The organism is Pseudomonas sp. B21-019 (assembly GCF_024749225.1).
Classification (GTDB): Bacteria; Pseudomonadota; Gammaproteobacteria; order Pseudomonadales; family Pseudomonadaceae; genus Aquipseudomonas.
Genome location: NZ_CP087193.1, coordinates 6,066,505 through 6,091,775, shown reverse-complemented (window position 1 = coordinate 6,091,775; position 25,271 = coordinate 6,066,505). Strand labels below are relative to the sequence as shown.

The 25,271-nt window shown below is 59.8% G+C and carries 25 protein-coding genes, 1 other RNA gene and 1 pseudogene; 14 read left to right on the top strand and 13 right to left on the bottom strand.

Annotated features, from left to right (window positions below):
- Positions 1 to 111: 111 nt before the first annotated feature.
- The 5 genes from ppx to LOY36_RS27450 form a co-directional block, all read right to left on the bottom strand.
- Positions 112 to 1,614 (bottom strand): exopolyphosphatase, encoded by a 1,503-nt coding sequence (gene ppx / locus LOY36_RS27470; protein WP_019650140.1) that lies wholly within the window; start codon positions 1,612 to 1,614, stop codon positions 112 to 114.
- 246 nt (positions 1,615 to 1,860) lie between these two features.
- Complete coding sequence (locus tag LOY36_RS27465) at positions 1,861 to 2,598, bottom strand: amino acid ABC transporter ATP-binding protein (protein WP_258671576.1); 738 nt, start codon at positions 2,596 to 2,598, stop codon at positions 1,861 to 1,863.
- Positions 2,585 to 3,235: an amino acid ABC transporter permease gene (locus LOY36_RS27460; protein ID WP_007899375.1), complete on the bottom strand. Its 651-nt coding sequence runs from the start codon at positions 3,233 to 3,235 to the stop codon at positions 2,585 to 2,587. Before LOY36_RS27460 ends, LOY36_RS27465 begins: the two co-directional genes overlap by 14 nt.
- Entirely contained in the window at positions 3,232 to 3,912 is a 681-nt protein-coding gene (locus LOY36_RS27455; RefSeq protein ID WP_019580523.1) for an amino acid ABC transporter permease, read from the bottom strand. Before LOY36_RS27455 ends, LOY36_RS27460 begins: the two co-directional genes overlap by 4 nt.
- Positions 3,913 to 3,934: 22 nt before the next feature.
- A complete protein-coding gene (locus LOY36_RS27450; protein ID WP_019650143.1) occupies positions 3,935 to 4,720 on the bottom strand; it encodes a transporter substrate-binding domain-containing protein in 786 nt (261 codons plus the stop codon).
- 257 nt (positions 4,721 to 4,977) lie between these two features.
- On the opposite strand from LOY36_RS27450, the gene LOY36_RS27445 reads away from it, so the two are divergent.
- From LOY36_RS27445 to LOY36_RS27420, 6 genes are all read left to right on the top strand, one after another.
- On the top strand, positions 4,978 to 5,685 hold the full coding sequence (locus LOY36_RS27445) for a FadR/GntR family transcriptional regulator (RefSeq protein ID WP_258671574.1): 708 nt from the start codon (positions 4,978 to 4,980) through the stop codon (positions 5,683 to 5,685).
- Positions 5,686 to 5,805: 120 nt separating this feature from the next.
- Positions 5,806 to 6,135 (top strand): thioredoxin TrxA, encoded by a 330-nt coding sequence (gene trxA / locus LOY36_RS27440; protein WP_003206727.1) that lies wholly within the window; start codon positions 5,806 to 5,808, stop codon positions 6,133 to 6,135.
- A 247-nt stretch (positions 6,136 to 6,382) separates the two neighbouring features.
- Entirely contained in the window at positions 6,383 to 7,642 is a 1,260-nt protein-coding gene (rho, locus tag LOY36_RS27435; protein WP_007899384.1) for a transcription termination factor Rho, read from the top strand.
- Between the two features lie 332 nt (positions 7,643 to 7,974).
- Entirely contained in the window at positions 7,975 to 9,930 is a 1,956-nt protein-coding gene (locus tag LOY36_RS27430) for an acyltransferase family protein (protein WP_258671572.1), read from the top strand.
- An 81-nt stretch (positions 9,931 to 10,011) separates the two neighbouring features.
- A complete protein-coding gene (gene ubiD / locus LOY36_RS27425; RefSeq protein ID WP_018927571.1) occupies positions 10,012 to 11,478 on the top strand; it encodes a 4-hydroxy-3-polyprenylbenzoate decarboxylase in 1,467 nt (488 codons plus the stop codon).
- Positions 11,478 to 12,446, top strand: a complete 969-nt coding sequence (locus LOY36_RS27420; RefSeq protein ID WP_258671570.1) for a CDP-6-deoxy-delta-3,4-glucoseen reductase — start codon at positions 11,478 to 11,480, stop codon at positions 12,444 to 12,446. The genes ubiD and LOY36_RS27420 overlap by 1 nt, the downstream gene beginning before the upstream one ends.
- A 14-nt stretch (positions 12,447 to 12,460) precedes the next feature.
- Here LOY36_RS27420 and LOY36_RS27415 read toward each other — a convergent pair whose 3' ends face one another.
- Positions 12,461 to 12,904, bottom strand: coding sequence for a sn-glycerol-3-phosphate transporter (locus tag LOY36_RS27415; RefSeq protein ID WP_258674230.1), 444 nt, complete (start codon positions 12,902 to 12,904; stop codon positions 12,461 to 12,463).
- Between the two features lie 385 nt (positions 12,905 to 13,289).
- Here LOY36_RS27415 and LOY36_RS27410 point away from each other — a divergent pair, with 385 nt between their 5' ends.
- Complete coding sequence (locus LOY36_RS27410) at positions 13,290 to 13,958, top strand: gamma-glutamylcyclotransferase (protein ID WP_258671567.1); 669 nt, start codon at positions 13,290 to 13,292, stop codon at positions 13,956 to 13,958.
- Here the strand turns inward: LOY36_RS27410 and glpT are convergent.
- Together glpT and LOY36_RS27400 are read right to left on the bottom strand one after the other, a co-directional pair.
- Positions 13,934 to 15,283, bottom strand: a complete 1,350-nt coding sequence (gene glpT, locus LOY36_RS27405; RefSeq protein ID WP_253417678.1) for a glycerol-3-phosphate transporter — start codon at positions 15,281 to 15,283, stop codon at positions 13,934 to 13,936. The genes LOY36_RS27410 and glpT overlap by 25 nt on opposite strands.
- A gap of 203 nt (positions 15,284 to 15,486) precedes the next feature.
- The gene (locus LOY36_RS27400) at positions 15,487 to 16,464 is read right to left on the bottom strand and encodes an NADPH:quinone oxidoreductase family protein (RefSeq protein WP_019580532.1); all 978 of its coding nucleotides are present in this window, start codon (positions 16,462 to 16,464) and stop codon (positions 15,487 to 15,489) included.
- A 150-nt stretch (positions 16,465 to 16,614) separates the two neighbouring features.
- Between LOY36_RS27400 and LOY36_RS27395 the strand changes: the two genes are divergently transcribed.
- Positions 16,615 to 17,022, top strand: coding sequence for a flagellar basal body-associated protein FliL (locus LOY36_RS27395; RefSeq protein ID WP_019650151.1), 408 nt, complete (start codon positions 16,615 to 16,617; stop codon positions 17,020 to 17,022).
- A gap of 106 nt (positions 17,023 to 17,128) precedes the next feature.
- Here the strand turns inward: LOY36_RS27395 and LOY36_RS27390 are convergent, their stop codons facing one another.
- On the bottom strand, positions 17,129 to 17,578 hold the full coding sequence (locus LOY36_RS27390) for an EVE domain-containing protein (protein WP_019650152.1): 450 nt from the start codon (positions 17,576 to 17,578) through the stop codon (positions 17,129 to 17,131).
- Between the two features lie 199 nt (positions 17,579 to 17,777).
- Between LOY36_RS27390 and LOY36_RS27385 the strand changes: the two genes are divergently transcribed.
- A complete protein-coding gene (locus LOY36_RS27385; protein ID WP_018927582.1) occupies positions 17,778 to 17,927 on the top strand; it encodes a hypothetical protein in 150 nt (49 codons plus the stop codon).
- Between the two features lie 35 nt (positions 17,928 to 17,962).
- On the opposite strand, the gene LOY36_RS27380 is transcribed toward LOY36_RS27385, so the two are convergent.
- The 4 genes and pseudogenes from LOY36_RS27380 to LOY36_RS27365 all read right to left on the bottom strand — a co-directional run bounded on the left by LOY36_RS27380 (position 17,963) and on the right by LOY36_RS27365 (position 19,387).
- Positions 17,963 to 18,568, bottom strand: a complete 606-nt coding sequence (locus tag LOY36_RS27380) for a 5-formyltetrahydrofolate cyclo-ligase (RefSeq protein WP_019650153.1) — start codon at positions 18,566 to 18,568, stop codon at positions 17,963 to 17,965.
- A gap of 87 nt (positions 18,569 to 18,655) precedes the next feature.
- Positions 18,656 to 18,834: non-coding RNA, 6S RNA (ssrS, locus tag LOY36_RS27375), on the bottom strand.
- Positions 18,835 to 18,864: 30 nt separating this feature from the next.
- A pseudogene (locus LOY36_RS27370) lies at positions 18,865 to 19,181 on the bottom strand (cell division protein ZapA).
- A complete protein-coding gene (locus LOY36_RS27365) occupies positions 19,178 to 19,387 on the bottom strand; it encodes a TIGR02449 family protein (protein WP_007940359.1) in 210 nt (69 codons plus the stop codon). Before LOY36_RS27365 ends, LOY36_RS27370 begins: the two are co-directional and overlap by 4 nt.
- A 125-nt stretch (positions 19,388 to 19,512) precedes the next feature.
- Between LOY36_RS27365 and LOY36_RS27360 the strand changes: the two genes are divergently transcribed.
- The 5 genes from LOY36_RS27360 (at position 19,513) to LOY36_RS27340 (ending at position 25,204) form a co-directional block, all read left to right on the top strand.
- Positions 19,513 to 20,067, top strand: coding sequence for a YecA family protein (locus LOY36_RS27360; RefSeq protein ID WP_007940361.1), 555 nt, complete (start codon positions 19,513 to 19,515; stop codon positions 20,065 to 20,067).
- Between the two features lie 27 nt (positions 20,068 to 20,094).
- Positions 20,095 to 21,429 carry a Xaa-Pro aminopeptidase gene (gene pepP / locus LOY36_RS27355; protein WP_258671565.1) on the top strand — a complete coding sequence of 445 codons (1,335 nt, stop codon included), beginning with the start codon at positions 20,095 to 20,097 and terminating at the stop codon, positions 21,427 to 21,429.
- Positions 21,426 to 22,613, top strand: coding sequence for a 2-octaprenyl-6-methoxyphenyl hydroxylase (gene ubiH, locus LOY36_RS27350; RefSeq protein ID WP_019650156.1), 1,188 nt, complete (start codon positions 21,426 to 21,428; stop codon positions 22,611 to 22,613). Before pepP ends, ubiH begins: the two co-directional genes overlap by 4 nt.
- A 115-nt stretch (positions 22,614 to 22,728) precedes the next feature.
- Positions 22,729 to 23,946: a 2-octaprenyl-3-methyl-6-methoxy-1,4-benzoquinol hydroxylase gene (locus LOY36_RS27345; RefSeq protein WP_167331189.1), complete on the top strand. Its 1,218-nt coding sequence runs from the start codon at positions 22,729 to 22,731 to the stop codon at positions 23,944 to 23,946.
- 253 nt (positions 23,947 to 24,199) lie between these two features.
- Positions 24,200 to 25,204, top strand: coding sequence for an extracellular solute-binding protein (locus LOY36_RS27340; protein WP_258671564.1), 1,005 nt, complete (start codon positions 24,200 to 24,202; stop codon positions 25,202 to 25,204).
- The last annotated feature ends 67 nt before the right edge of the window (positions 25,205 to 25,271 follow it).

Genomic DNA, 25,271 nt, shown 5'->3' with positions numbered 1-25,271 from the left:
AGCTGCCGCAGGCTGCGATCTTTTGATCTTGTCGCCCACGGATGGTCTGTGGGAAAGATCAAAAGATCGCAGCCTGCGGCAGCTCCTACGGGGTTTTCAGTAGCCTTTCGGTTAGCGAACGTTCAGCACGAAGCTGACGCGGGTCAGCCATTCTGCTTCCAGGGCGAAGTCGGCCTGGGTCAACTGGTTGTCATCCAGCCAATGTTCCGGGAATAACACATCCAGGCTGTCGCCGTTGGCGTGCAGCACGACTTGTGGCATTTCCTGGGTGCCACGGATGTGGTGGAACAGAATCGCAAAGCGCAGCAGCACGCACAGGCGAATCAGCTTGATGCCGTCGTCGCCAAAATCGGCAAACCTGTCCTTGGGAATATTGCGACGGTGGCCACGCACCAGTAGCGCGAGCATCAGTTGGTCTTCGCGGGAGAACCCGGCCAGGTCCGAATGCTCGATCAGGTACGAGCCGTGTTTGTGATACTGATAGTGGGCGATGTCCAGGCCCACTTCATGGACCTTGGCTGCCCAGCTCAGCAGTTCGCGCCAGACGCCGTCATCCAGCTCCCAGTCCGCGGCCACTTGATCGAAGGCATGCAGCGCCTTGCGTTCGACCCGCGCAGCTTGCTCCAGATCGACGTGGTAACGCTCCATGAGCGAGCTGAGCGTGCGCTCACGGACATCTTCGTGATGATGACGGCCCAGCAGGTCATAGAGCACGCCTTCGCGAAGGGCGCCTTCACAGTGGTCCATGCGTTGCAGTTCGAGGGCGTCGAAGATCGCTTCGAGAATCGCCAGCCCGGCGGGAAAGATCGCCCGGCGGTCGGGCTTGATGCCTTCGAAGTCGATTTTCTCGACATCACCGAGTTTGATCAGCTTGCGCTTGAGCCAGGCCAAGCCTTCGGCGTTCACCTCGCCAGTGCCATGCCCGCCGGCCTTCAGCGCCAGGCCAATGGCGCGAATGGTGCCCGAGGAGCCGATGGCTTCATCCCAGGTCAGGCGGTGCAGGGCGTGTTCGATGCTCATGATCTCCAGCCGCGCCGCGGTGTACGCCTGGGCGTAGCGGGCCGGGGTGATCTTGCCGTCCTTGAAATAGCGTTGGGTGTAGCTGACGCAACCCATTTGCAGGCTTTCGCGCAGCAATGGCTCGAATCTCTGCCCGATGATGAATTCGGTACTGCCGCCGCCGATGTCGGCCACCAGGCGTTTGCCCGGGGTATCGGCGAGGGTGTGGGAGACGCCGAGGTAAATCAGGCGCGCTTCTTCACGACCGGAGATGACTTCTACCGGATGGCCGAGGATTTCTTCGGCGCGGTGGATGAATTCAGCGCGGTTACGGGCTTCGCGCAGGGCGTTGGTGCCGACGATCCGCACGGTGCCGGGCGGCATACCGCTGATCAGTTGGGCGAAACGCTTCAGGCAATCGAGCCCGCGTTGCATGGATTCTTCGCTGAGTTGACGCTCTTCGTCGATGCCGGCGGCCAGCTGAACCTTCTCCCCGAGACGCTCGAGAATCCGGATTTCGCCGTTCTGGGCCTTGGCCACGACCATGTGAAAGCTGTTGGAGCCTAGGTCGATAGCGGCGATCAGGGACAGATTCTTGACTTGGGATAGCGGCATGGTCAGGGGGTCTCGGTCGTTAACCTCGACATCCTGCCACGATCAAAGGCTCGCGCCAACGCGTACGGTTTAATGCCTTGATCCAGCGCACGGACGACGTGGGTTCCTGTGGCGAGGGAGCTTGCTCCCGCTGGGCAGCGTAGCGGCCCCAAAACCATTCAACGCAGTGCTTCAGGAAAAGCCGGTCGGCAGGTTTTACGACTGCTGCGCAGCCCAACGGGGGCAAGCCCCCTCACCACAGGGGTGTCAGCCCGCCGCCTCCACGGTCCCAATGAAGTTCGCCAGCTCCGCCGTCTGCGGGTTGGCAAACAACACCTTCGGATCTCCCACCTCATGCACCTTGCCCTGGTGCATGAATACCAATTTGTCGCCCACCTCCCGGGCAAAGCGCATCTCATGGGTGACCATGATCAATGTCATGCCTTCCCTGGCCAGTTGCCGGACCACGCTCAACACTTCATTGACCAGTTCCGGGTCCAGGGCCGAGGTGATTTCGTCGCACAGCAAGACTTTCGGCGACATGGCCAGCGCCCGGGCGATCGCCACCCGTTGTTGCTGGCCGCCAGAGAGTCGATCCGGGAAGGCGTCGAATTTCTCGCCCAGCCCGACCCGTTCCAGCATCTGTCGCGCCCGTTCGGCGGCTTTGGCTTTCGGCACTTTCTGCACCACTTGTGGCGCAAGCATGACGTTTTCGCCGACGGTCAGGTGCGGGAACAGGTTGAACTGCTGGAACACCATCCCGACTTTCTGCCGCAGGCTGCGCAGGTCGGCGCGGGCGGCGTCGAGGTATTCGCCGTCGACTTCGATCACGCCGTCGTTGATAGATTCCAGACCATTGAGGGTGCGCAGCAAGGTGGATTTGCCCGAGCCGCTGCGACCGATGATCGCCACCACCTGGCCTTCCTCGATACTCAGATCGATGCCTTTGAGTACATGGTGGTCGCCGTAATATTTATGCAGGGCGGAAATTTTAAGCAGAGGCATGCAGTCTCCTTTCCAGGTAGCGCGCACTGAGGGACAAGGGGTAGCAGAGCAGGAAGTAACCGAGGGCGACGAGGCCGTAGACCATGAACGGTTCGAAGGTCGCGTTGGCGAGCATGCCGCCGGTCTTGGTCAGTTCGGTAAAGCCGATGATCGAGGTGACGGCGGTGCCCTTGACCACTTGCACCGAGAAGCCCACGGTCGGCGCCACGGCGATGCGCAGCGCTTGTGGCAGAATCACGTAGCGCAATTGCTCCAGCGGGTTGAGCGCCAGGCTCGACGAGGCTTCCCACTGGCCGTTGGGGATCGAGTCGACGCAACCGCGCCATATCTCCGCCAGGTAGGCGCTGGTGAACAGCGTCAAGGCAATCGCCGCCGCCATCCACGGTGAAATTTCCACACCGGCCAAGGCCACACCGAAGAACACCAGAAACAGCTGCATCAATAGCGGCGTGCCCTGGAACAATTCGATGTAGGTGCGGGCGAAGTGGCTGGGCAGGGATTTCTTTGAAATCCGCATCACCATGATCAGCAAACCGATCAGCCCACCGCCGATAAACGCCACCAGCGACAACGCCAGCGTCCATTGCAGGCCTGTGAGCAGGTTGCGCAGGATGTCCCAGAAGGTGAAATCGCTCATTGGCTGCTCCTTGCACTGCTTTTGGACAGGTAGCGGCGGCCGATCCAGTTCAGCAATTGGCGGATCAGCAGCGCCATGCACAGGTAGAGCAGCGTGGTCAGGGCATAGGTTTCAAAGGCGCGAAAGTTGCGCGACTGAATGAAGTTGGCGGCGAAACTCAGCTCTTCGGTGGCGATCTGCGAACAGACCGCCGAGCCGAGCATGACGATGATGATCTGGCTGCTCAGGGCCGGCCAGACTTTGCCCAGTGCCGGCAGCAGAACCACGTGGCGGAAGGCTTCGAAACGCGACATCGCGAGGGCGGCTGCGGCTTCCAGTTGTCCGCGGGGGATCGCTTGAATGCCGGCGCGGATGATCTCGGTCGAATAGGCGCCCAGGTTGATCACCATCGCCAGCACCGCCGCTTGCCATTCGGAAATCTGCAGGCCCAGCGACGGCAAACCGAAGAAGATGAAAAACAACTGCACCAGAAAGGGTGTGTTGCGGATCAACTCGACGTAGACCCCGAAAATGCCGGCGAACGGGCGGATGTTCCACGCCCGCACTAGTGCGCCGATGATGCCCAGAGCGACCCCGAACACTGCGCCAACGGCCGTCAGCTCAAGGGTGAACAACGCACCGCGCAGCAGCAGGTCGGTGTTTTCCACCACCGGCAAGAAATCGAACTGATAAGCCATAAGTCGTCTCCCGAGCGAACGATCAGAGATCGGCCGGCAGCGGTTCTTTCAGCCAGGTTTGCGAGTTCTTCTCCAGCGCACCGTCAGCCTTGGCGGTGGTGAGGATCTGATTGACCTTGTCCAGCAACGCCGGCTCGTTCTTGTTCACGCCGACGTACACCGGCGAGTCCTTGAGCTTCACTTTCAGGGCTGGTACGCGTTTCGGGCTTTTCTCGCTGATGGCCACCATCACCACGTTGCCGCTGGCGATCAGGTCGACTTGCCCGGCAAGGTAGGCGGCGATGGTCGAGTTGTTGTCTTCGAAGCGTTTGATAGTCACGCCTTCGGGGGCGACTTTGGTCAGCTCAATGTCTTCGATGGCGCCACGGGTGACGCTGATGGTTTTGCCCTTGAGATCGTCCAGACCCTTGATGGCGGCGTCTGGCGGACCGAATACGGCGAGGTAGAACGGCGCGTAGGCGCGGGAGAAATCGATGACTTTCTCACGTTCAGGGTTCTTGCCGAGGCTGGATATCACCAGGTCGACCTTGCCGGTGGTCAGGAACGGGATGCGGTTGGTGCTGTTGACCGGGGTCAGTTCGAGTTTGACCTTGAGTTGGTCGGCCAGCAGTTTGGCGGTATCGATGTCGAGGCCGCGAGGTTTCATGTCCGGGCCGACCGAACCGAACGGCGGGAAGTCCTGGGGCACGGCGACTTTGAGGGTGCCGCGTTTGACTACATCCTCCAGACCGTCGGCGTGGGCGGGTGCCTGGCTCAGCATCAGGCTGGCAAACAGGGCGGCGAGGAGGGCGCTGTAACGCATGGTCATGGCAAATCTCCGGATCGGCGGGAAGTGATTTCTGCGGATCGACAGAGCACGGGCCATGCCAAGATTCGGTTTCAGGGGTTGCAGGCCACGGTTTTGCTGGTGTTTCTCGGTCTTACTGGTCTGAACAGTTGGGTGGCATTTCGCACCTTGATGGCGCAATCGTGAAAACTCCCGAACCCCCATGGGGCACGACTTGCCGGACGTCGCGAATAGCTTTACAACTAGCCGCTCATTGGCCTGGTTCGTCTGAAGAAACCATGAACTCGATCTCCCGCGCAGTACCTGAAGTGGCGCTGCAAGCCATCCGCAAACTGATCACCGAGCAAGGTTTCGGGGCGGGTGATGCCTTGCCCTCGCAACGGGACCTAGCGGTGCAGTTGGGGGTCAGCCGGGCATCGTTGCGCGAGGCGTTGTCGTCCCTGAGTGCGCTGGGCGTGATCAGCATCCAGCCGGGCAAGGGCGTGTTCGTGCAGTCACCGGTCGATCTGCCCCGGGGCGATGCGGTGCCGGGCTGGCCATTCGCGGCCCAGGCATCGCCGCTGGACATCTTCCAGTTGCGCTATGCGCTGGAGGGTTTTGCCTCGGGCTTGGCGGCCGTGACCCTGAGCACCGACGATCTCGATGCCCTGGAAGACAACGTCGCCGCCATGCGCAACGAGCTGCGTGCCGCCAACTTCGATGCGGCGGCGCGACTGGACTTCGAGTTTCACCGGCGCATCCTCCTGGCCAGCGGCAATCAGGCGATGCTGAGCATCCTGACAGCTAGCGCCGACATCTTTCTGGAGAGCCAGAAGCTACCGTTCATCCGGGCCGAACGGGCCATGGAAACCTGGCAGGAACACCGTAAAATCCTCCGTGCACTGGCGCGCCGATCGTCCGGCGCCGCACAGAAGGCCATGCAGGAGCACGTGCGCAACGCCGCCCTGCGCACCGGGATTGCCTTCGTCGCTCCCGCCACCTCGTGACTTGAGCTATACCCAAATTCATGGGCCACCATAGCGAGACTCAATCATCTGCGGCTTCCTGAACGGGGGAAGGGCAGCTATGATGGGCCACGTTTTTTTGCTTACAACCTGGAGACTTCCATGAGCAGCGATCTTATCAAACACGTTAGCGACGCTAGCTTCGAGGCCGACGTACTCAAGGCCGAAGGCGCTGTACTGGTCGACTACTGGGCTGAGTGGTGCGGCCCTTGCAAAATGATCGCTCCTGTCCTGGACGAAATTGCCGAGACCTACAAAGGCAAGCTGACCGTTGCCAAACTGAACATCGACGAGAACCAGGAAACCCCGGCCAAGCATGGCGTGCGTGGTATCCCGACGCTGATGCTGTTCAAGAACGGCAACGTCGAAGCCACCAAGGTCGGCGCGCTGTCGAAGTCGCAATTGGCCGCTTTCCTCGACGCCAACATCTAAGCGTTGTTATAAAGCGTCATGAAAAGGCCCCGCATTATGCGGGGCCTTTTCGTTATTGAGGGCTAGACGCTCCGAAACTCAGGTGGTACATTCGGCCCCGCACTGGTTTCTCCACTGCCCCCTGCTAGCCGTCGCCGACGCACTCCTTTTCGAATAAGTACGCGATCCTGTCGCCTTCTCTGCGGCGCGGCCTCATTAAGCCAAAAGCTTAATTTCCCCCCTCCATAAATGATTACGTCATTCCTATATGAATCTGACTGAACTCAAGCAAAAGCCGATTACCGAACTGCTCGAATTGGCCGAACAGATGGGCATAGAAAATATGGCCCGTTCGCGCAAGCAGGACGTGATTTTCTCCCTGCTCAAAAAGCACGCTAAAAGCGGCGAGGAAATCTCCGGTGATGGCGTGCTGGAGATTCTCCAGGACGGCTTCGGCTTCCTGCGCTCCGCTGACGCTTCCTATCTCGCCGGCCCGGACGATATCTACGTCTCGCCGAGCCAGATCCGTCGCTTCAACTTGCGCACCGGTGACACCATCGTTGGCAAGATCCGTCCTCCGAAGGAAGGCGAGCGGTATTTCGCGCTGCTCAAGGTCGACACGATCAACTACGATCGTCCCGAGAACGCGAAAAACAAGATTCTCTTCGAGAACCTGACCCCGCTGTTCCCGACTGTGCGCATGAAGATGGAAGCCGGTAACGGTTCCACCGAAGACTTGACCGGTCGTGTCATCGACCTGTGCGCCCCGATCGGCAAAGGCCAGCGCGGCCTGATCGTTGCTCCGCCGAAAGCCGGTAAAACGATCATGCTGCAGAACATCGCGGCAAACATCGCGCGTAACAATCCTGAAGTTCACCTGATCGTGCTGTTGATCGACGAGCGTCCGGAAGAAGTGACCGAAATGCAGCGCACCGTGCGCGGCGAAGTGGTTGCCTCGACGTTCGACGAGCCGCCAACCCGCCACGTGCAGGTTGCCGAAATGGTGATCGAGAAGGCCAAGCGCCTGGTCGAGCACAAGAAGGACGTGGTGATTCTGCTCGACTCCATCACCCGTCTGGCGCGTGCCTACAACACCGTGATCCCGAGCTCCGGCAAGGTGCTGACCGGTGGTGTCGATGCCCACGCCCTGGAGAAACCGAAACGTTTCTTCGGTGCTGCACGGAACATCGAAGAAGGCGGCTCGCTGACCATCATCGCTACCGCGCTGGTTGAGACCGGTTCGAAGATGGACGAAGTGATCTACGAAGAATTCAAAGGCACCGGCAACATGGAACTGCCTCTGGATCGCAAGATCGCCGAAAAACGTGTGTTCCCGGCCATCAACATCAACCGCTCCGGTACTCGCCGCGAAGAGTTGCTGACAGCCGACGACGAACTGCAGCGTATGTGGATCCTGCGCAAACTGCTGCACCCGATGGATGAAGTCTCTGCCATCGAGTTCCTGGTCGACAAGCTGAAACAGACCAAGACCAACGACGAGTTCTTCCTGTCGATGAAACGCAAGTAACACGAAGTACTGTCTGGTCCTGGAGTTGGTTAAGCCTGTCCAGGACGGGACAAATGCTTCAAAGAAGGGCGCCCCCAAAAGGGCGCTCTTTTTTTTGCGCTCGGTATTTTGTATCTGGATTGATACTTGTCGTGCTGTAAACTGGAGCCCATTCAATGGGTGCCGCCGCCCGCTAACAGCAGATCAATTGCCCCTGTATTCAATCTGGCTGGCGATTGAGTCAAGTGTTTTGACAGATCTTTCCAGAAGTTGATCTCCGTCGAATCTCCGCAGTCGCGCTACCGGTGAGTCCCTTTTCAATCAGCTTTGTATCGGGAACGACAAGGAACGTTATGCACACATTTGGCAATCGCCGTGATATCGACGGATTGCGGGCTCTGGCCGTTATTCCGGTCGTGCTGTTTCATTTTGGCTTCAGCACTTTCAGCGGTGGCTTTGTCGGTGTCGATGTCTTCTTTGTCATTTCCGGATTCCTGATTACCAGCATCCTGTTCCGTGAGATCGACGCGCAGCGTTTCAGCTTCGTCGATTTCTGGGCCCGCCGTGCACGACGGATCATTCCGGCCCTGAGTGTGGTGCTGCTGGCGACGCTGGCTCTGGGCTGGTTGCTGCTGACGGCCAGGGACTTCTCCGAGTTGGGAAGAACGGTTCGTTATCAGTCGCTGTTCATTTCAAACATTCTGTTCATGCGCGAAGACGGCTACTTCCAGCCTGCGTCGGAATTGAAGCCGCTGCTGCATACCTGGTCCCTGGCCGTTGAAGAGCAGTACTACATCTTCTTTCCGCTGTTGATGGTGTTGTTGATGCGCCATGTACGCCATTGGCGCTGGATGCTGTTTGCCATGCTGCTGGTGTCTTTTGGGCTCAATATTGCCTATATCGACCGCAAGCCCGACGTCGCTTTCTTCTCGCTGCCGACACGCGCCTGGGAGCTTTTGTGCGGTGCCATGCTCGCGGTCTTGCCCGCCTCAAAACAGGCTGTGCGGCCCTGGCTCTATCAGTCTGTGGGAGTGGCCGGGTTAACGGCGGTCCTGGTGGCAGTTTTCACTTTTGACAAGGCGACGGTGTTCCCAGGCTGGGCGGCACTGCTGCCTGTGCTCGGTGCAACCGCGCTGATCTGGTCTGGCGGGCACGGTTCTACATGGAGCGGTCAGGTTTTAAGTGCTCGCGCGCTGGTATGGATCGGCTTGCTCTCCTATTCCTTGTATTTGTGGCACTGGCCGGTCTATGTCTACGCCAATGCCACTTCGATCGACGGCATTCAGCCCTTGGAGGCTACGGGCTGGATGCTATTGGCGCTCGGGCTTGCTTGGTTGAGCTGGCGTTTCGTCGAACTTCCATTCCGTGAGCGGCGCCTGCTTGCCGGACGCAAGCCTGTGTTACTGGGGGGCTTGCTGGCCATGGTCGCGCTGGCTGTCACAGGTTCGATGGTGCGATCGGCGGATGGTTTTCCTGGGCGCCTTACCGGCAAAGCGCTGGAATATGCGCAGTCTCGAGAGTGGCGGGCCGGGCAGATGAAATGCATGTTGGTGACTTCGGACAAAGAACTGGACAAGGCGTGTCTGGTGGGTGGTAACGAAGAGATTCCGGCGACACAAATGTTCTGGGGCGACAGTCACGCGGCCGCGCTGTTACCGGCGATCGAAAGTAGCGCAAAGCGCGAGGGTCGCCCGGTATGGCTTTACAGCATGAGTGCCTGTCCGCCGGTTCTGAGCAATGACCTGCGCCAGCGTTGCAAGGATTTCAACGAGCAGACAATGGAGCGGGTTCGCAGTCTGCAGATCAAGGATGTGGTGCTGGCATCCAATTGGAACCTGTACATTTACGGTCGCGAAGACGGCGATAAAAAGGTCCTGCTTAATCAGTATGACAATATGGCTCAGGCCGAGGAACGCATGGCCATGGCGCTCAAGGCACGGGTGGCGGCGATAAGAGGCGCGGGCGCGCAAGTCTGGTTGTTCAAGGAAGTACCGCTGCAACGCAAGGGCTCCATTGACCGACTGACGAGCCTGGCCCGCATCGGGCGATCGGCCGAGGGACTGGGCCGACCGCTCGAAGAGCATCTGGCGCGCCAGCGTTTTCTCAATACCTTGTTCGACTCGATGAGTGCCGCCGACCCAGGTGTGCATGTCATCGATCCCACGCCATTGATGTGTGTGGGCCAGATTTGCAGTATCGAGGTCAATGGTCATTCGCAGTACAAGGACGAGGATCATCTTTCGGACGCCGGCAGTGCCCGCTTGAGCCCGTTGTTTGCCCCGGTGCTGCTGGGTGCAAATCACAATTGATTGCTGCTGCGCACTGACAGGCTGCTGTTTGGGCGGCAGAGCAGGTAGGATGTACGCCTATTTTAGGGGTGCCATCGTCAAATGAAATTCAAGGATCTTCGGGATTTCGTGCAGCAGCTTGAGCAGCGCGGAGAGTTGAAACGCATCCAGATCCCCGTCTCTCCAGTGCTGGAGATGACCGAAGTCTGCGATCGCACGCTACGGGCCAAGGGCCCGGCGCTGCTGTTCGAAAAACCTGTCGGCTATGACATTCCGGTGCTCGGCAACCTGTTCGGCACCCCCGAGCGGGTGGCCATGGGCATGGGGGCCGAATCGGTCAGCGAGTTGCGCGAAATCGGCAAGTTACTGGCGTTCCTCAAGGAGCCCGAGCCGCCGAAAGGTTTGAAGGACGCCTGGTCCAAGCTGCCGATCTTTCGCAAGATCATCTCGATGGCGCCGAAGGTTGTCAAAGACGCAGTGTGCCAGGAAGTGGTCATCGAAGGCGACGATGTCGACCTCGCGATGCTGCCGGTGCAAACCTGCTGGCCAGGCGATGTCGGCCCGCTGATCACTTGGGGCCTGACTGTCACCAAAGGTCCGAACAAGGATCGCCAGAACCTCGGCATCTACCGTCAACAGGTGATCGGTCGCAACAAGGTGATCATGCGCTGGTTGAGCCACCGTGGCGGCGCGCTGGATTACCGCGAGTGGTGCGAAAAACACCCCGGCCAGCCGTTCCCGGTATCCGTGGCACTGGGCGCTGACCCGGCCACCATTCTTGGCGCCGTGACGCCGGTGCCGGACAGCCTCTCCGAATACGCTTTCGCCGGTCTGCTGCGGGGCAATCGCACTGAACTGGTGAAATGCCGCGGCAACGACCTGCAAGTACCGGCCACGGCCGAAATCATCCTCGAAGGCGTGATCCATCCGGGCGAAATGGCCGATGAAGGTCCGTACGGCGACCACACCGGCTACTACAACGAAGTCGACAGCTTCCCGGTGTTCACCGTCGAGCGCATCACCCATCGGATCAAGCCGATCTACCACAGCACCTACACCGGCCGTCCGCCGGATGAGCCGGCGATTCTCGGTGTGGCGCTGAACGAAGTGTTCGTGCCGATCCTGCAGAAGCAATTCCCGGAGATCACTGATTTCTACTTGCCGCCCGAAGGCTGCTCGTACCGCATGGCCATCGTGACCATGAAGAAGTCGTATCCCGGCCACGCCAAGCGGGTAATGCTCGGTGTCTGGTCGTTTTTGCGACAGTTCATGTACACCAAGTTCGTTATCGTCACCGACGACGATATCAACGCACGGGACTGGAACGACGTGATCTGGGCCATTACCACGCGCATGGACCCCAAGCGCGACACGGTGATGATCGATAACACGCCGATCGACTACCTGGACTTCGCCTCGCCGGTCTCCGGCCTGGGTTCGAAGATGGGGCTCGATGCCACGCATAAATGGCCAGGCGAAACCACCCGTGAGTGGGGCCGGGTCATCGTCAAGGATGAAGCCGTTACCCAACGGATCGATGCCATCTGGAATCAGTTAGGAATAGATTGATGCGTGTAACCTTGCAGCCCTCCGGAGCAGTGCTTGAGATTCTGCCCGGCGAGCGGATTCTCGATGGCGCGCGGCGCCTGGGCTATGAATGCCCGCAAAGCTGCCGCAACGGCAATTGCCATGTGTGCGCGGCGTTGCTGGTGGAAGGACGAGTCGAACAAGCCGGCGGTGTGCGCGATCATGGCGAGTTCTACACTTGCATAGCAGAGCCGCTGGAAGACTGCATCGTGCTGTGGGATGGCGTGCTCGCGCTGGGAGAACTGCCGGTGCGCAGCGTGTCGTGTCAGGTCATTGAATGCAGGGACGTCGGCGGCGATACCTGGCGCGTGCGTCTGCGTGCGCCAGCGGGCAAGCCACCGCGCTATCACGCCGGCCAGTACCTGATGATCGAGCGTGAGAGTGGCGAGAAATCCGCTTTTTCCCTGGCCTCTGCACCGCATTCCGGCCGCGACCTGGAAATTCATGTGCTGGCGCGCGAAAGCAGCGCGCTGAGCCTGATCGAACAGCTCCAGCGCAGCCCGATGGTGCGGATCGAGATGCCGTTCGGCGACACCCATCTGGCGGAACTGCCGAACGGTCCTCTCGTATTGATTGCTGCCGGTACCGGCATGGGCCAGATCCACAGCCTGATCGAACACTGTCGCGCCACGGGCTTCAAGCATCCGGTGCACCTGTATTGGGGCGTACGTCGTCCCGAAGACTTTTATGAGATCGAACATTGGGATGAATGGCTGAAGCTGCCCAATCTGTTCCTGCATAAAGTCGTCAGCGATCAATGCGGCTGGCAGGGGCGCTGCGGCATGTTGCATGAGGCGGTGTGTGAAGATTTCCCTGATCTGAAAGCACTGCACGTCTATGCCAGCGGCTCTCCAGCCATGGTCTATGGCACGCTCGATGCTTTGGTCGAAGCGGGGATGGATGCCCATCAAATGCGTGCCGATGTATTTGCTTACGCCCCGCGATCGTAGGTGCGTGAACCGTTCTAGAAGCGCACCCCGGTTGTCACCATGGCGGCATTGAAGCCGAGCAATACCAGCTCGGCTGCCAATGGTCCGTAGTGTGCCCCGACTGAAGGAATGATCACCGGCGCGACCCCGAAGTGATTCAGAGGGATCTTGTCCTGAGACTTGCCGCTGTAACCTTGCAACAGACCACCGGTGAGTTTTATGTACACGGGATAGTCAGCACTCTCGTAGCGTTTGCCCGCATACGCATAATATGAACGCTGGCTGAACGAGTTGCGAAAAGTTGCTCCACCAAACAACCAACCGGACGCTTGCTCGCGCTCAAGACCGATGAGGTCCTGATTGTTATTGTGGTCGGAGTCGGGGGAGAAGTGTCTGGTATAGACGCTGGCCTGAAAATACCAGGAGCCGGTGTCTTTCGCAGAGGTGTCCTCGGCCAGCGAGTGCTGCGCCGTGAGCATTAGAAGTAACCCGTAAATCCATGGTGTTTTCATTATTCAGGCCTTTGAGGCAGTTTGGTTTGCGTCTTTGGGTGGCCGTTATACGCGACGTAAAGCTGCAATGGGTAGGCGGTAAATCCGAAGGGTTTGTAGGCATTTTCTCCTAAGTGAGCTTTATCCTAGACGCGCCGAATGCTTATGTATATTTCGTTCTGGTATTTAAGAATTCTGTTAAATGATATTAGGGTATAACGCCAAGCCCTCCAGCTTCAGTATTGGATTTTTTATGGGGGGCGCAAGGTCATAGGACGCTTAGTACTTTTCGTTTTAGTATTACTGCTATATGTTCTATGAAGTGAAAGTTGTTTATATTTTGTAATAATTGCTGGACCGAAATTTTATTGCCATGAGCGCCATCGAATCTGCTTTTTTGAATCTGGCTTACCCTCCGCGGCTCGATCTGGGGCCGCAGCTTACACACGAACAATTGCTCAGCTCGATGCAGTCGACCATGGCGCGCCACAAGGGTGGGCCGGTCTGGCTATTCGCTTATGGTTCGCTGATCTGGCGGCCTGAATGTGTGGCGGTTGAGCGAGTGCGCGGCCGGGTGCATGGCTATCATCGCGGTTTGTACCTGTGGTCCCACGAGCATCGCGGCACGCCGGAAGTGCCGGGGCTGGTATTTGGCCTGGATCGCGGTGGTTCGTGCAGCGGGTTCGCCTATCGCTTGCCCGAAGAACAACTCGAAGCTTCACTTTATGCACTCTGGCAGCGCGAGATGCCATTCCCTTCCTATCGTCCACACTGGCTCAACTGCCGTCTTGAAAACGGAAACCAGGTTCAGGCATTGGGATTTGTATTGGAGCGGCACCTGCCCAGCTATGCCGGCAACTTGCCGGATCATGTGCTGAGCCAGGTGTTCGAAAGCGCTTGCGGGCGTTACGGCACCACTCGCGAGTATGTCGAGCAGACCGCCCACGCCCTGCGGAGCCACGCCATGCCAGACCGGAATCTGGAGGCGCGGCTCAAGCGCTGCAAATCAAAGGCAGATCAAGCGAGCGCTTCGCGGCTCTGACTGGCGACGTTCTTGTGGCCCAGGGTAGGGGCCAGGAACGCCATTGCCAGCAGGCAGGCAACGACCAACAGAATGAAGCCGCCATCCCAGCCGAAGTAGTCCACGGTGTAGCCCATCATGGCGCTGGCCGCGACGGAACCACCCAAGTAACCGAACAGGCCGGTAAAGCCTGCGGCCGTACCCGCGGCCTTCTTCGGCACCAGTTCCAGCGCCTGCAGGCCGACCAGCATCACCGGGCCGTAGATCAGGAAGCCGATGGCGAACAGCGAGATCATGTCGATCATCGGATTGCCCGGTGGATTCAGCCAATACACGATCGTCGCAACGGTCACCAACGCCATGAAGACCATGCCGGTCAGGCCACGGTTGCCACGGAAGATCTTGTCCGACATCCAGCCGCACAGCAAGGTGCCGGGAATGCCCGCCCACTCGTACAGGAAGTAAGCCCACGAGGTCTTGTCGAAGTCGAAGTGCTTGACCTCTTTGAGGTAGGTCGGCGCCCAGTCCAGAATGCCGTAGCGCAGCAGGTAGACGAAAACGTTAGCCAGTGCGATGAACCAGAGCATTTTGTTGCGCAGCACGTATTTGACGAAGATGTCCTTGGCGCTGAATTCCTCTTCGTGACTGGCGTCGTAGCCTTCCGGGTAATCGTTCTTGTACTTTTCGATCGGCGGCAGGCCCGTCGACTGCGGTGTATCGCGCATCACAATGAAGGCAAACACGGCGACCAACAGCGCCACGGCAGCCGGTACGTAGAACTTGCTGTGCCAGTCGTTGAACCAGCCCATGCCGAGAATCGCCAGCGGGCCGATCAAGCCACCGCCAACGTTATGCGCGGTGTTCCAGACCGAAACCACACTGCCACGCTCTTTCTGCGACCACCAATGCACCATGGTTCGCCCGCTCGGCGGCCACCCCATGCCTTGTGCCCAGCCGTTGATGAACAGCAGGATGAACATCATGGTCACGCTGGACGTGGCCCAAGGTGCGAAACCGAAAACGAACATCACCGCGGCGGACACCACCAGGCCAAAGGGCAGGAAGTAACGCGGGTTGGAGCGGTCGGACACGATGCCCATCAGAAACTTGGACAGGCCGTAGGCGATTGCAATCGCCGACATCGCCACACCCAGTTGGCCTTTTGTATAGCCTTGGGCGATCAGGTCCGGGAACGCCAGGGTGAAGTTCTTGCGCAGCAGGTAGTAACCGGCATAGCCAATGAAAATCCCGGCGAAGATCTGCCAGCGAAGGCGTCGGTAGGTGCTGTCTATTTTTTCTTCAGGCAATGGAGCCTGATGTGCGGCAGGACGAAAGAAAGCAAACATTCAAGAGCTCCAGATTTCTTGTTTTGACTGCGGATGCGAATGTTACAGTTTCGTTACCGAAAATAGCACCGGTTCGCATCGGCAAAACAGCGGAAATGTTGGAGATTGCATGTTCCTTTATGAACATGTCGCTCAGGTATAAATGAGAGTCGGTACGGGGATGACGGAGCCAGGTCGCAGGTTGCGACCTGGCTGGAAAACGATCAGCGAACCTGCACGACCACCTTCCCGACCGCCTTGCGCTGGCCAAGATCATTGATCGCCTGCGCCGCATTGCTCAGTGGATACACCTGCGACACCAGTGGCTTCAATTTGCCTTCGGCGAACCAGTGGAACAACTGTTGGAAGTTCGCCGCATTGTCCTGTGGCTGGCGCTGGGCAAACGAGCCCCAGAACACGCCGACCACTGCGGCACCTTTGAGCAGTGCCAGGTTCACTGGCAGCTCGGGGATGCGTCCACTGGCGAAACCGACCACCAGAAGACGACCGTTCCAGGCGATGGCGCGGATGGCCTGGTCGAACAGGTCGCCACCCACCGGGTCGTAGATCACGTCGGCGCCCTGGCCGTCGGTCAGGCGTTTGATTTCGTCCTTGAGGCTGGTTTCGCTGTAGTTGATCAGCTCATCGGCGCCGGCGGCTTTGGCCACCGCGAGTTTTTCCGCACTGCTGGCGGCGGCGATCACTCGGGCGCCCATGGCTTTGCCGATTTCCACGGCGGCGAGGCCGACGCCGCCGGACGCGCCGAGCACCAGCAAGGTTTCGCCGGGTTGCAGGTTGCCCCGTTGCTTGAGGGCGTGCATCGAGGTGCCGTAGGTCATGCTGAAAGCGGCGGCGGTGTTGAAGTCCATCGATGGCGGGATCGGCAGCACGTTGTAGCCCGGCACCGCGACCTGCTCGGCGAAACTGCCCCAGCCAGTCAGGGCCATGACCCGGTCACCGACCTTGAGGTGGCTGACCTTTTCCCCCACAGCGCTGACCACGCCAGCCGCTTCGCCACCCGGTGAAAACGGGAAGGGCGGCTTGAACTGGTATTTGCCCTCGATGATCAGCGTGTCCGGGAAATTCACCCCGGCCGCGTGCACGTCCAGCAGGATTTCGTTCTTCTTCGGGGCGGGGCTGGCGACGTCTTCCAGCACCAGCGATTCGGCGGGGCCGAAGGCTTTGCACAGCACGGCTTTCATCAGGGCTATTCCTTTGGGAGTGATGGCCGATAAGTGTAGGTGTGTGAGTTAACGGGTCAACGAGCATGCCCAGCCCTGATAGTCAGCCATAAGCTTGTGCTTGAGCGGCGGGTCGTTATGCTAGGCCGCAAACCGGATAAGGAGCGAATTGTGAAAGCGTGGATCATGTTGATGGTGGCCCTGTCTCTGCCTGTGGCAGCGATGGCCGAAGAAGCCAAAGAAGGTGAAGCCCCGAAGGTCAACTACATCACCCTGAGCCCGCCGTTTGTGGGCAACTATGGGCTGGACGGTACGCCGAAGCTCAAGGTCTACAAGGCCGATGTGGCGCTACGGGTGACCGGTGACGAGGCGACCAAGGCGGTGAAGGCCAATGAGCCTCTGATCCGCAATCAGCTGGTGGCGTTGTTTGCCCAGCAGACCACCGAAACCATGAATAACGTCGAGGCCAAGGAAAAGCTGCGTCAGGAAGCCTTGAAGCAGACCCAGCAAGTGATGAGCGACGAAACCGGCAAGCCGGTGGTTGAGGATCTGTTGTTCAACAACCTGATCATTCAGTGAGTTCTTGCCTTGTCTGATTGATTGCCGAGATCGCAGCCTTCGGCAGCTCCTACGCCGAGCGCGTTCCCCGTAGGAGCTGCCGCAGGCTGCGATCTTTTAGCGATCTTCAACGCAGAGCCATAACCGCCGCCCACTGCTCAGCCGTCACCGGCATCACCGACAGGCGCGAGCCTTTCTGTACCAATGGCATCTCGGCCAGTGCCGTTTGCTGTTTCAGATAATCCAGCTTCAGCACCTTGGAAAACGTCTCGACGTGAGCGACATCGATCGCGCTCCAGGCGTTTTTCTCGGCAGTGGCCTTCGGATCGAAGTAATGACTCTCGGGCTCCAGCGCTGTCGGGTCCGGATACGCTGCCTCGACGATCTTTCCGATCCCGGCAATCCCAGGCTCAGGGCAACTGGAGTGATAGAAGAAAAATTCGTCGTCCACTGCCATGGCCCGTAAAAAGTTGCGCGCCTGGTAGTTGCGAACCCCGTCCCAGCGCGCTCGGCCAAGCTTCTCCAGGTCTTTGATGGAGAGTTCGTCGGGCTCGGATTTCATCAGCCAATAAGCCATGGTTTTGCTCCTTGCGAGGTGGGTGGGCAAGTGGTCAGGCAATTTTATGACAAACCGACAGTCGGTTGACGCCAGCGTTTGCGTGTCGGTTCACGTTGTCGCAAAATGCCGGCCTTCTTAGCTTGACGCTGCTGCACGGCCTACACCTACAACGGAAACCGCTGCTGTCATCGTGTTGATGTGCCTTTGGGGGCAGTCGATGAAACGCAAACCGGATTTACTATGGATTTTGGTTATTTTATTCGGCCTTGGTGTCGTGACCACCGGCTATGCCCAAAGCCTGTGGAACAACAAACCCGATGCTCCCGTCGAGATCGCGCAGCAACAGCCGTCGGCCTTCAAGCGCTGAACCTGTCTTTTAGGCGCCGCTGATATCAGTGGCGTCTAGTCCGCGAAATACCACGCCTTGTCAGTGACCGTGCCCTGCAACGGTACATCCCAGCTCGCCTGAGCCAATCGTTGAACCTTCTGACATTCATGGGCCAAGCCCAGCAGCGTCGGCTTGCGCCAGTTCTTGCGACGCGCCAGGTACGCCAGGCTTCGGTCGTAGAAGCCGCCGCCCATACCCAGGCGTCCGCCGACATCGTCAAACCCCACCAACGGCAGCAACACCAGATCCAGCGCCCAGACCTTGCGTTGCCGGGCGATATTGGCCCGTGGTTCGGGAATTCGGAAACGGTTGGGTTTGAGTTTTTCGCCGGGACGAATCCGCTGGAACACCATTTTGGTTCGCGGCCAGGCGCTGAGTACCGGCAGGTACGTGGCCTTGCCCCGACGTTGCGCGGCACGCATCAGCAGGCGCGGGTCGATTTCACCGTCGGTGGGCAGGTACAGGGAGATGTGTTTTGCGCGGCGAAACAGTGGGTGCTGGGCCAATTGCTTATACAGCCCGCGAGCGGCTTCGCGTTGCTGACAGGGGGTCAGTGCGCGGCGGGCCTTGCGCAGCATGCGTCGAAGTTGCGGTCGGGGCAGCAGCGCAGGTTCGGTCATGGATTCAGGCTTCAGAAAGTGCGAGTACTAAAAGCGTACCCGTAAACATGCCGATGCCGGTATGAAAACCGGCATCGGATTGAAATCAGGCTCCCCGGATGAACCGCTGCTGACTTAGCCCTTGAACCCGAAAGTTCAAGGTGGAAGATGCAGTAGGCTTTAAGGCTTTCCGTCTAGCGGACATGCACACCAGCCCAACGTGCAACCTCCAGGGTAGTGCGAATCGGCTCAGGGACGTGGTCAACTGGCAAGCACCCCAGGGAGTGATGCGAGTATAACTCAAGCGGCCTGGCGAATCAGCCCTTGGTGACATCCGGATCGGTCGACAGCGCCAGGTCGACGCGGTCCAGCAGGTCGCGAACCTGTTCGCGGGTCGAACCGCTGGCCTGCACATCCGGACGTTCTTCCTTGTGCAGAAGGTCGTGCGTGATGTTCAGCGCAGCCATCACGGCAATGCGGTCGGCGCCGATGACTTTGCCGCTGCTGCGGATTTCGCGCATCTTGCCGTCCAGGTAGCGGGCGGCGCTGATCAAGTTGCTGCGCTCTTCCTGGGGCAGATGATCGAATATTCTTTGTCGAGGATCTGCACGGTAACGCTATTGCTTGAACTCATGAGTCTTGCTCCAGGGCCTTGAGGCGCGAAATCATCGATTCGACCTTACGCCGGGCGATTTCATTTTTTTCAATGAGGTGCGCGCGTTCCTCGCGCCAGGTCTTTTCTTGAGCTAGTAAGAGTGCGTTTTGACTCTTTAGTTGCTCGACTCGGGTAATCAGCAGCTCGAGTCTGGCCATCAGCGCTTGCAGGTCGGTGTCTTCCATTGTGTCCACGTGTTCGTCTGATGGGAGGTAGCTGGCGGACAGCCTTTAATAGTCTTGGCGAGTCTGTCGATGTAGGATACAAGGCCTTCATTCTAGACATAGCGCCGTCTGGCGCCTAGCTACCCATGCCCATTCAGAATTCTCCGTACCAAGCCTTCGCCACCCTGCTGAGTACCAGCGGCCATCCCGTCTCGCCTGCCGAGTTGCACGGCCTGCTGCTCGGCCGTAGCTGCGCCGGTGCCGGTTTCGATGCCGACAGCTGGCTGGCAGACGCCGCCGAGCTGCTCGAAGGCGAGCCGCAAGACAACGTTCGCAACGCCTTGATCGGCCTGCAAGAGATGGTCAAGGGCGAGCTTACCAGCGACGACATGACCGTTGTTCTGCTGCTGCCGAGCGACGACGCGCCGCTCACCGAGCGCGCAGCCGCGCTGGGCCAGTGGTGCCAGGGCTTCCTCACTGGCTTCGGCCTGACCCGTCGCGAATATGCCCTCAGCGCTGAAGCGACTGAAGTACTGCAGGATCTGGCCGCCATTTCTCAGGTGCAAGACGCCCTGGAAGAGTCCGACGACGGCGAAAGCGACTACATGGAAGTCATGGAGTACCTGCGCGTCGCACCGTTGCTGCTGTTCACTGAAACCAAGAAAACCGACGAAGCAGCCGCCAAACCGTCGTTGCATTAATCGCGAGCCAGGAAAAGCCATCTGCCCATGATTCATATCCCGAAATCGGAATACAGCCGTCGCCGCAAGGCCTTGATGGCGCAGATGGAACCCAACAGCATCGCCATTCTGCCCGCCGCCGCGGTTGCCATTCGCAACCGTGATGTCGAGCACGTTTACCGTCAGGACAGCGACTTCCAGTACCTCAGCGGCTTTCCCGAGCCTCAGGCCGTTATCGTTTTGATTCCCGGTCGCGAACATGGCGAGTACATCCTGTTCTGCCGTGAGCGCAATGCCGAGCGCGAGCTGTGGGACGGCCTGCGCGCCGGTCAGGAAGGCGCGATCCGCGACTTCGGCGCCGACGACGCTTTCCCCATCACCGACATCGACGACATCCTGCCGGGCCTGATCGAAGGCCGCGACCGGGTGTATTCGGCCATGGGCAGCAACCCGGAATTCGATCGACACCTGATGGACTGGATCAACGTGATCCGCTCCAAGGCGAATCTCGGTGCCCAGCCGCCGAACGAATTCGTTGCCCTGGATCATCTGCTGCACGACATGCGCCTGTATAAATCGGCGGCAGAAGTGAAGGTGATGCGCGAAGCCGCGCGGATTTCCGCCCAGGCGCATATTCGGGCGATGCAGGCCAGCCGTGCCGGTTTGCATGAGTTCAGCCTCGAAGCCGAGCTCGATTACGAATTCCGCAAGGGCGGGGCGAAGATGCCGGCCTACGGTTCGATCGTCGCCGCCGGGCGCAACAGCTGCATCCTGCATTACCAGCAGAATGACGCGGTGCTCAAAGACGGCGATCTGGTGCTGATCGATGCTGGTTGCGAGATCGACTGCTATGCCAGCGACATCACCCGCACCTGGCCGGTCAACGGCAAGTATTCACCGGAACAGAAGGCGATCTACGAGCTGGTGCTGGCTTCCCAGGAAGCGGCGTTTGCCGAAATCGCACCGAACAAACACTGGAATCAGGCGCACGAAGCCACGGTTCGAGTCATTACCACGGGCCTTGTGAAGTTGGGCCTGTTGCAGGGCGAGGTCGATGAACTGATCGCCAGCGAAGCCTACAAGGCGTTTTACATGCACCGCGCCGGCCACTGGCTGGGCATGGATGTGCATGATGTCGGCGAGTACAAGGTCGGCGGCGAATGGCGCGTGCTGGAAGTCGGCATGGCGCTGACGGTCGAGCCGGGCATCTACATTGCCCCGGACAACCAGAACGTGGCGAAGAAATGGCGCGGCATTGGCGTGCGCATCGAGGACGACGTGGTGGTCACCAAAACCGGTTGTGAAATCCTGACGAGTGGCGTGCCGAAAACGGTCGCCGAGATCGAGGACTTGATGGCCGCCGCACGGACACAAGCGGCATGAGTCGAGTCAATCTGGCAATCATCGGCGGCGGCCTGGTTGGCGCCAGCCTGGCGTTGGCGTTGCAGGCCGGGGCCAAGGCCCGTGGCTGGAAGATCGTGCTGATCGAACCCTTTGCCCCCGGCGATACGTACCAACCGAGCTATGACGCTCGCTCTTCGGCGTTGTCGTTCGGCGCCCGGCAGATTTATCAACGGCTGGGCGTGTGGCAGGAAATCTCCCGCCGCGCCGAGCCGATCAAGCAGATTCATGTCTCCGACCGTGGGCGTTTTTCCACGGCGCGGTTGTCGGCGATGGAAGAGGGCGTTCCAGCACTGGGTTATGTGGTGGAAAACGCCTGGCTCGGCCAATGCCTCTGGCACAGCCTGGACAAGGACGTGATCAGTTGGCGTTGCCCGGCGGAAGTCACCGCCATGGAACCGCTGACCGACGGCTATCGCCTGACGCTCAACGATGAAACCCTGGTGGAATGCGACCTCGCGGTGTTGGCCGATGGCGGCCGTTCGGGCCTGCGTGAACAGCTGGGGATCGGCGTCAAGACGCGCCCGTACAACCAGAGCGCGCTGATCGCCAACATCACTCCGAGCGAAGCGCACAACGGCATGGCCTTCGAACGCTTCACTGACGACGGCCCAATGGCTTTGTTGCCGCTGCCGGAAAACCGCTGCGCCCTGGTCTGGACCCGTCTGGGCATGGACGCGCAACGGCTGGCGGCCCTTGATGACCGCAGCTTTCTCAGCGAGTTGCAGGGCGTGTTCGGTTATCGCCTCGGCACGCTGAAACAGGTTGGCGCCCGCAATTTGTATCCGCTGTCGCTGATCGAAGCCGAGGAGCAAGTCCGCCCGCATCTGGCGATCCTCGGCAACGCCGCGCACAGCCTGCACCCGATTGCCGGACAAGGCTTCAACCTGTCCCTGCGCGATGCCCAGGCTTTGGCTGACACCTTATTGAGCAGCGAGACCGCGCTCGGCGACTTTGCGACCTTGCAGGCTTATCGCGAGCGCCAGCGTCTGGACCAGAACCTGACCGTGGGCTTCTCCGATCAGGTCACCCGGTTGTTCGGCAGCACCCAGCCGCTGGTTTCCCTGGGGCGCAACATCGGCCTGCTCGGTCTCGATCTGCTGCCGCCGGCCAAGCGCTGGTTCGCTCGGCAGGCCATGGGCCTGGGTACGCGTCCGGATGTTTAAGCGGGTGCACCTGCACATCAATATTCATGACGACGCGAGCACTTCGGTGACGCGCGTCGAGAGAACCCTTTACCTGCGGCTCAAGCCGCAAGCGAGACAGGCCTAAAGCATGGAAATGCGCGCAGATCTGCTGATTGTCGGGGCCGGAATGGTCGGCAGTGCCCTGGCGCTGGCGTTACAAAACAGCGGGCTTGAAGTCCTGCTGCTGGACGGCAGCCCTTTGAGCGTCAAACCCTTCGATGGCCAAGCGCCGTTCGAGCCGCGGGTGAGTGCCCTGTCGGCGGCCAGCCAGCGAATACTCGAACGCCTGGGCGTGTGGGACGGCATCGCCAACCGGCGCAGCAGCCCCTACACCGACATGCACGTCTGGGACGGCAGCGGCACTGGGAAAATCCATTTCTCGGCGACCAGCGTACATGCCGACGTGCTTGGGCATATCGTCGAGAACCGTGTGGTTCAGGACGCCTTGCTCGACCGGCTGCACGACTGCGACCTCGGGATGCTGGCCAATGCGCGTCTGGAGCAGATGCGCCGTTCCGGTGACGATTGGCTGCTGACCCTGGCCGATGGCCGCACCTTGCGGGCACCGTTGGTGATCGCGGCGGATGGCGCCAACTCGGCGGTGCGGCGCCTGACCGGCGTTGCGACCCGCGAATGGGATTACATGCACCACGCGATCGTCACCAGTGTGCGCTGTTCCAAACCGCATCAAATGACCGCGTGGCAGCGTTTCACCGACAACGGCCCGCTGGCGTTTCTACCGCTGGAACGTGACGGTCAGCAGGATTGGTGCTCGATTGTCTGGTCGACCACGCCGAGCGAAGCCGAACGCCTGATGGCACTGGACGACGAAAGCTTCTGCAAGGAGCTGGAGCGGGCCTTCGAAGGCTGCCTCGGCACGGTGCTCAGTGCCGACCCGCGTCTGTGCGTGCCGCTGCGTCAGCGTCATGCCAAGCGTTACGTGGCAGAAGGTCTGGCGCTGATCGGCGACGCGGCCCACACCATCCATCCGCTGGCCGGGCAGGGCGTGAACCTCGGTTTCCTCGATGCCGCAGTGCTGGCCGAAGTGCTGCTGCAAGCGGCCGCGCGCGGTGAGCGGTTGGCGGATGTGAAAGTGCTCAGTCGCTATGAGCGTCGGCGCATGCCCCATAACCTGGCGTTGATGGCGGCGATGGAAGGGTTCGAACGGCTGTTCCAGGCCGATCCGTTACCGGTGCGCTGGTTGCGCAATACCGGGTTGAAGATGGTCGACCAGATGCCCGAGGCCAAGGCGTTGTTCGTGCGCGAAGCGCTTGGGTTGATCGGGGATCTGCCGGCGTTGGCCAAGGCCTGAAGCGGGCACGGCCCTGTGGCGAGGGGGCTTGCCCCCGTTGGGCTGCGAAGCAGTCCCGGCATTTATCCCAGACAAAATCTGCAATCCGGTCTGCGACCGCTGCGCGGTCGAACGGGGGCAAGCCCCCTCGCCACATTTGTCTTTCATTCGGCTATGCAACATCTGGTAACTCCTCCACCCAGTGTTCGATTGAGAAGCGAAATGTGAGTCCTTATCATTTGGGCTCACTTCCCCATTTCGAGAGACCGCTTCCATGTTGGCACCCAAGCGTCTACTGACCGCACTGGCCCTGACCCTGATAGGCAGCACCGCCGCCCAGGCTGCCGACGCGGTGGTGGTTTACTCCTCGCGTATCGATGAGCTGATCAAACCGGTCTTCGATGCCTACACCCAGAAAACCGGCGTACAGGTGAAGTTCATCACCGACAAGGAAGCGCCGTTGATGCAGCGGATCAAGGCCGAGGGCGAAAACGCCACTGCCGACCTGCTGCTGACCGTCGATGCCGGCAACCTTTGGCAGGCCGAGCAGATGGGCATCCTCCAGCCGTTCACCTCCAAGGTGATCGACGCCAACATTCCGCTGCAATACCGCGCATCCTCCCATGCCTGGACTGGCTTGAGCCTGCGGGCGCGGACCATCGCCTACTCCACCGACCGGGTGAAACCCGGTGAGCTGACCACCTACGAGGCGCTGGCCGACAAACAGTGGGAAGGCCGCCTGTGCCTGCGCACGGCGAAGAAGGTCTACAACCAGTCCCTGACCGCCACCATGATCGAAGTCCATGGCGCCGAGAAAACCGAGAAGATCCTCAAAGGCTGGGTCAATAACCTGTCCACCGACGTGTTCTCCGACGACATCGCCGTGCTGGAAGCGATCAACGCCGGTCAGTGCGACGTCGGCATCGTCAACACGTACTACTACGGCCGTCTGCACAAGCAGAAGCCGGACTTGCCGGTAAAGCTGTTCTGGCCGAATCAGGGCGACCGTGGCGTGCACGTCAACCTGTCGGGTATCGGCCTGACCAAACACGCACCGCACCCGGAAGCCGCCAAGGCGCTGGTGGAGTGGATGACCACACCTGATGCGCAGAAGATTTTCGCTGACATAAACCAGGAGTTCCCGGCCAACCCTGCCGTTCCGCCTTCGGCTGAAGTCGCGAGTTGGGGCAAGTTTGTCGCCGATACCTTGCCAGTGGAAATCGCCGGCAAGCGTCAGGCTGAAGCGATCCGGATGATGGATCGGGTCGGCTGGAACTGAGTCTGCTGTTTTAAAGGTCAAAAGATCGCAGCCTGCGGCAGCTCCTACCGGGTGAATACCATCCTGA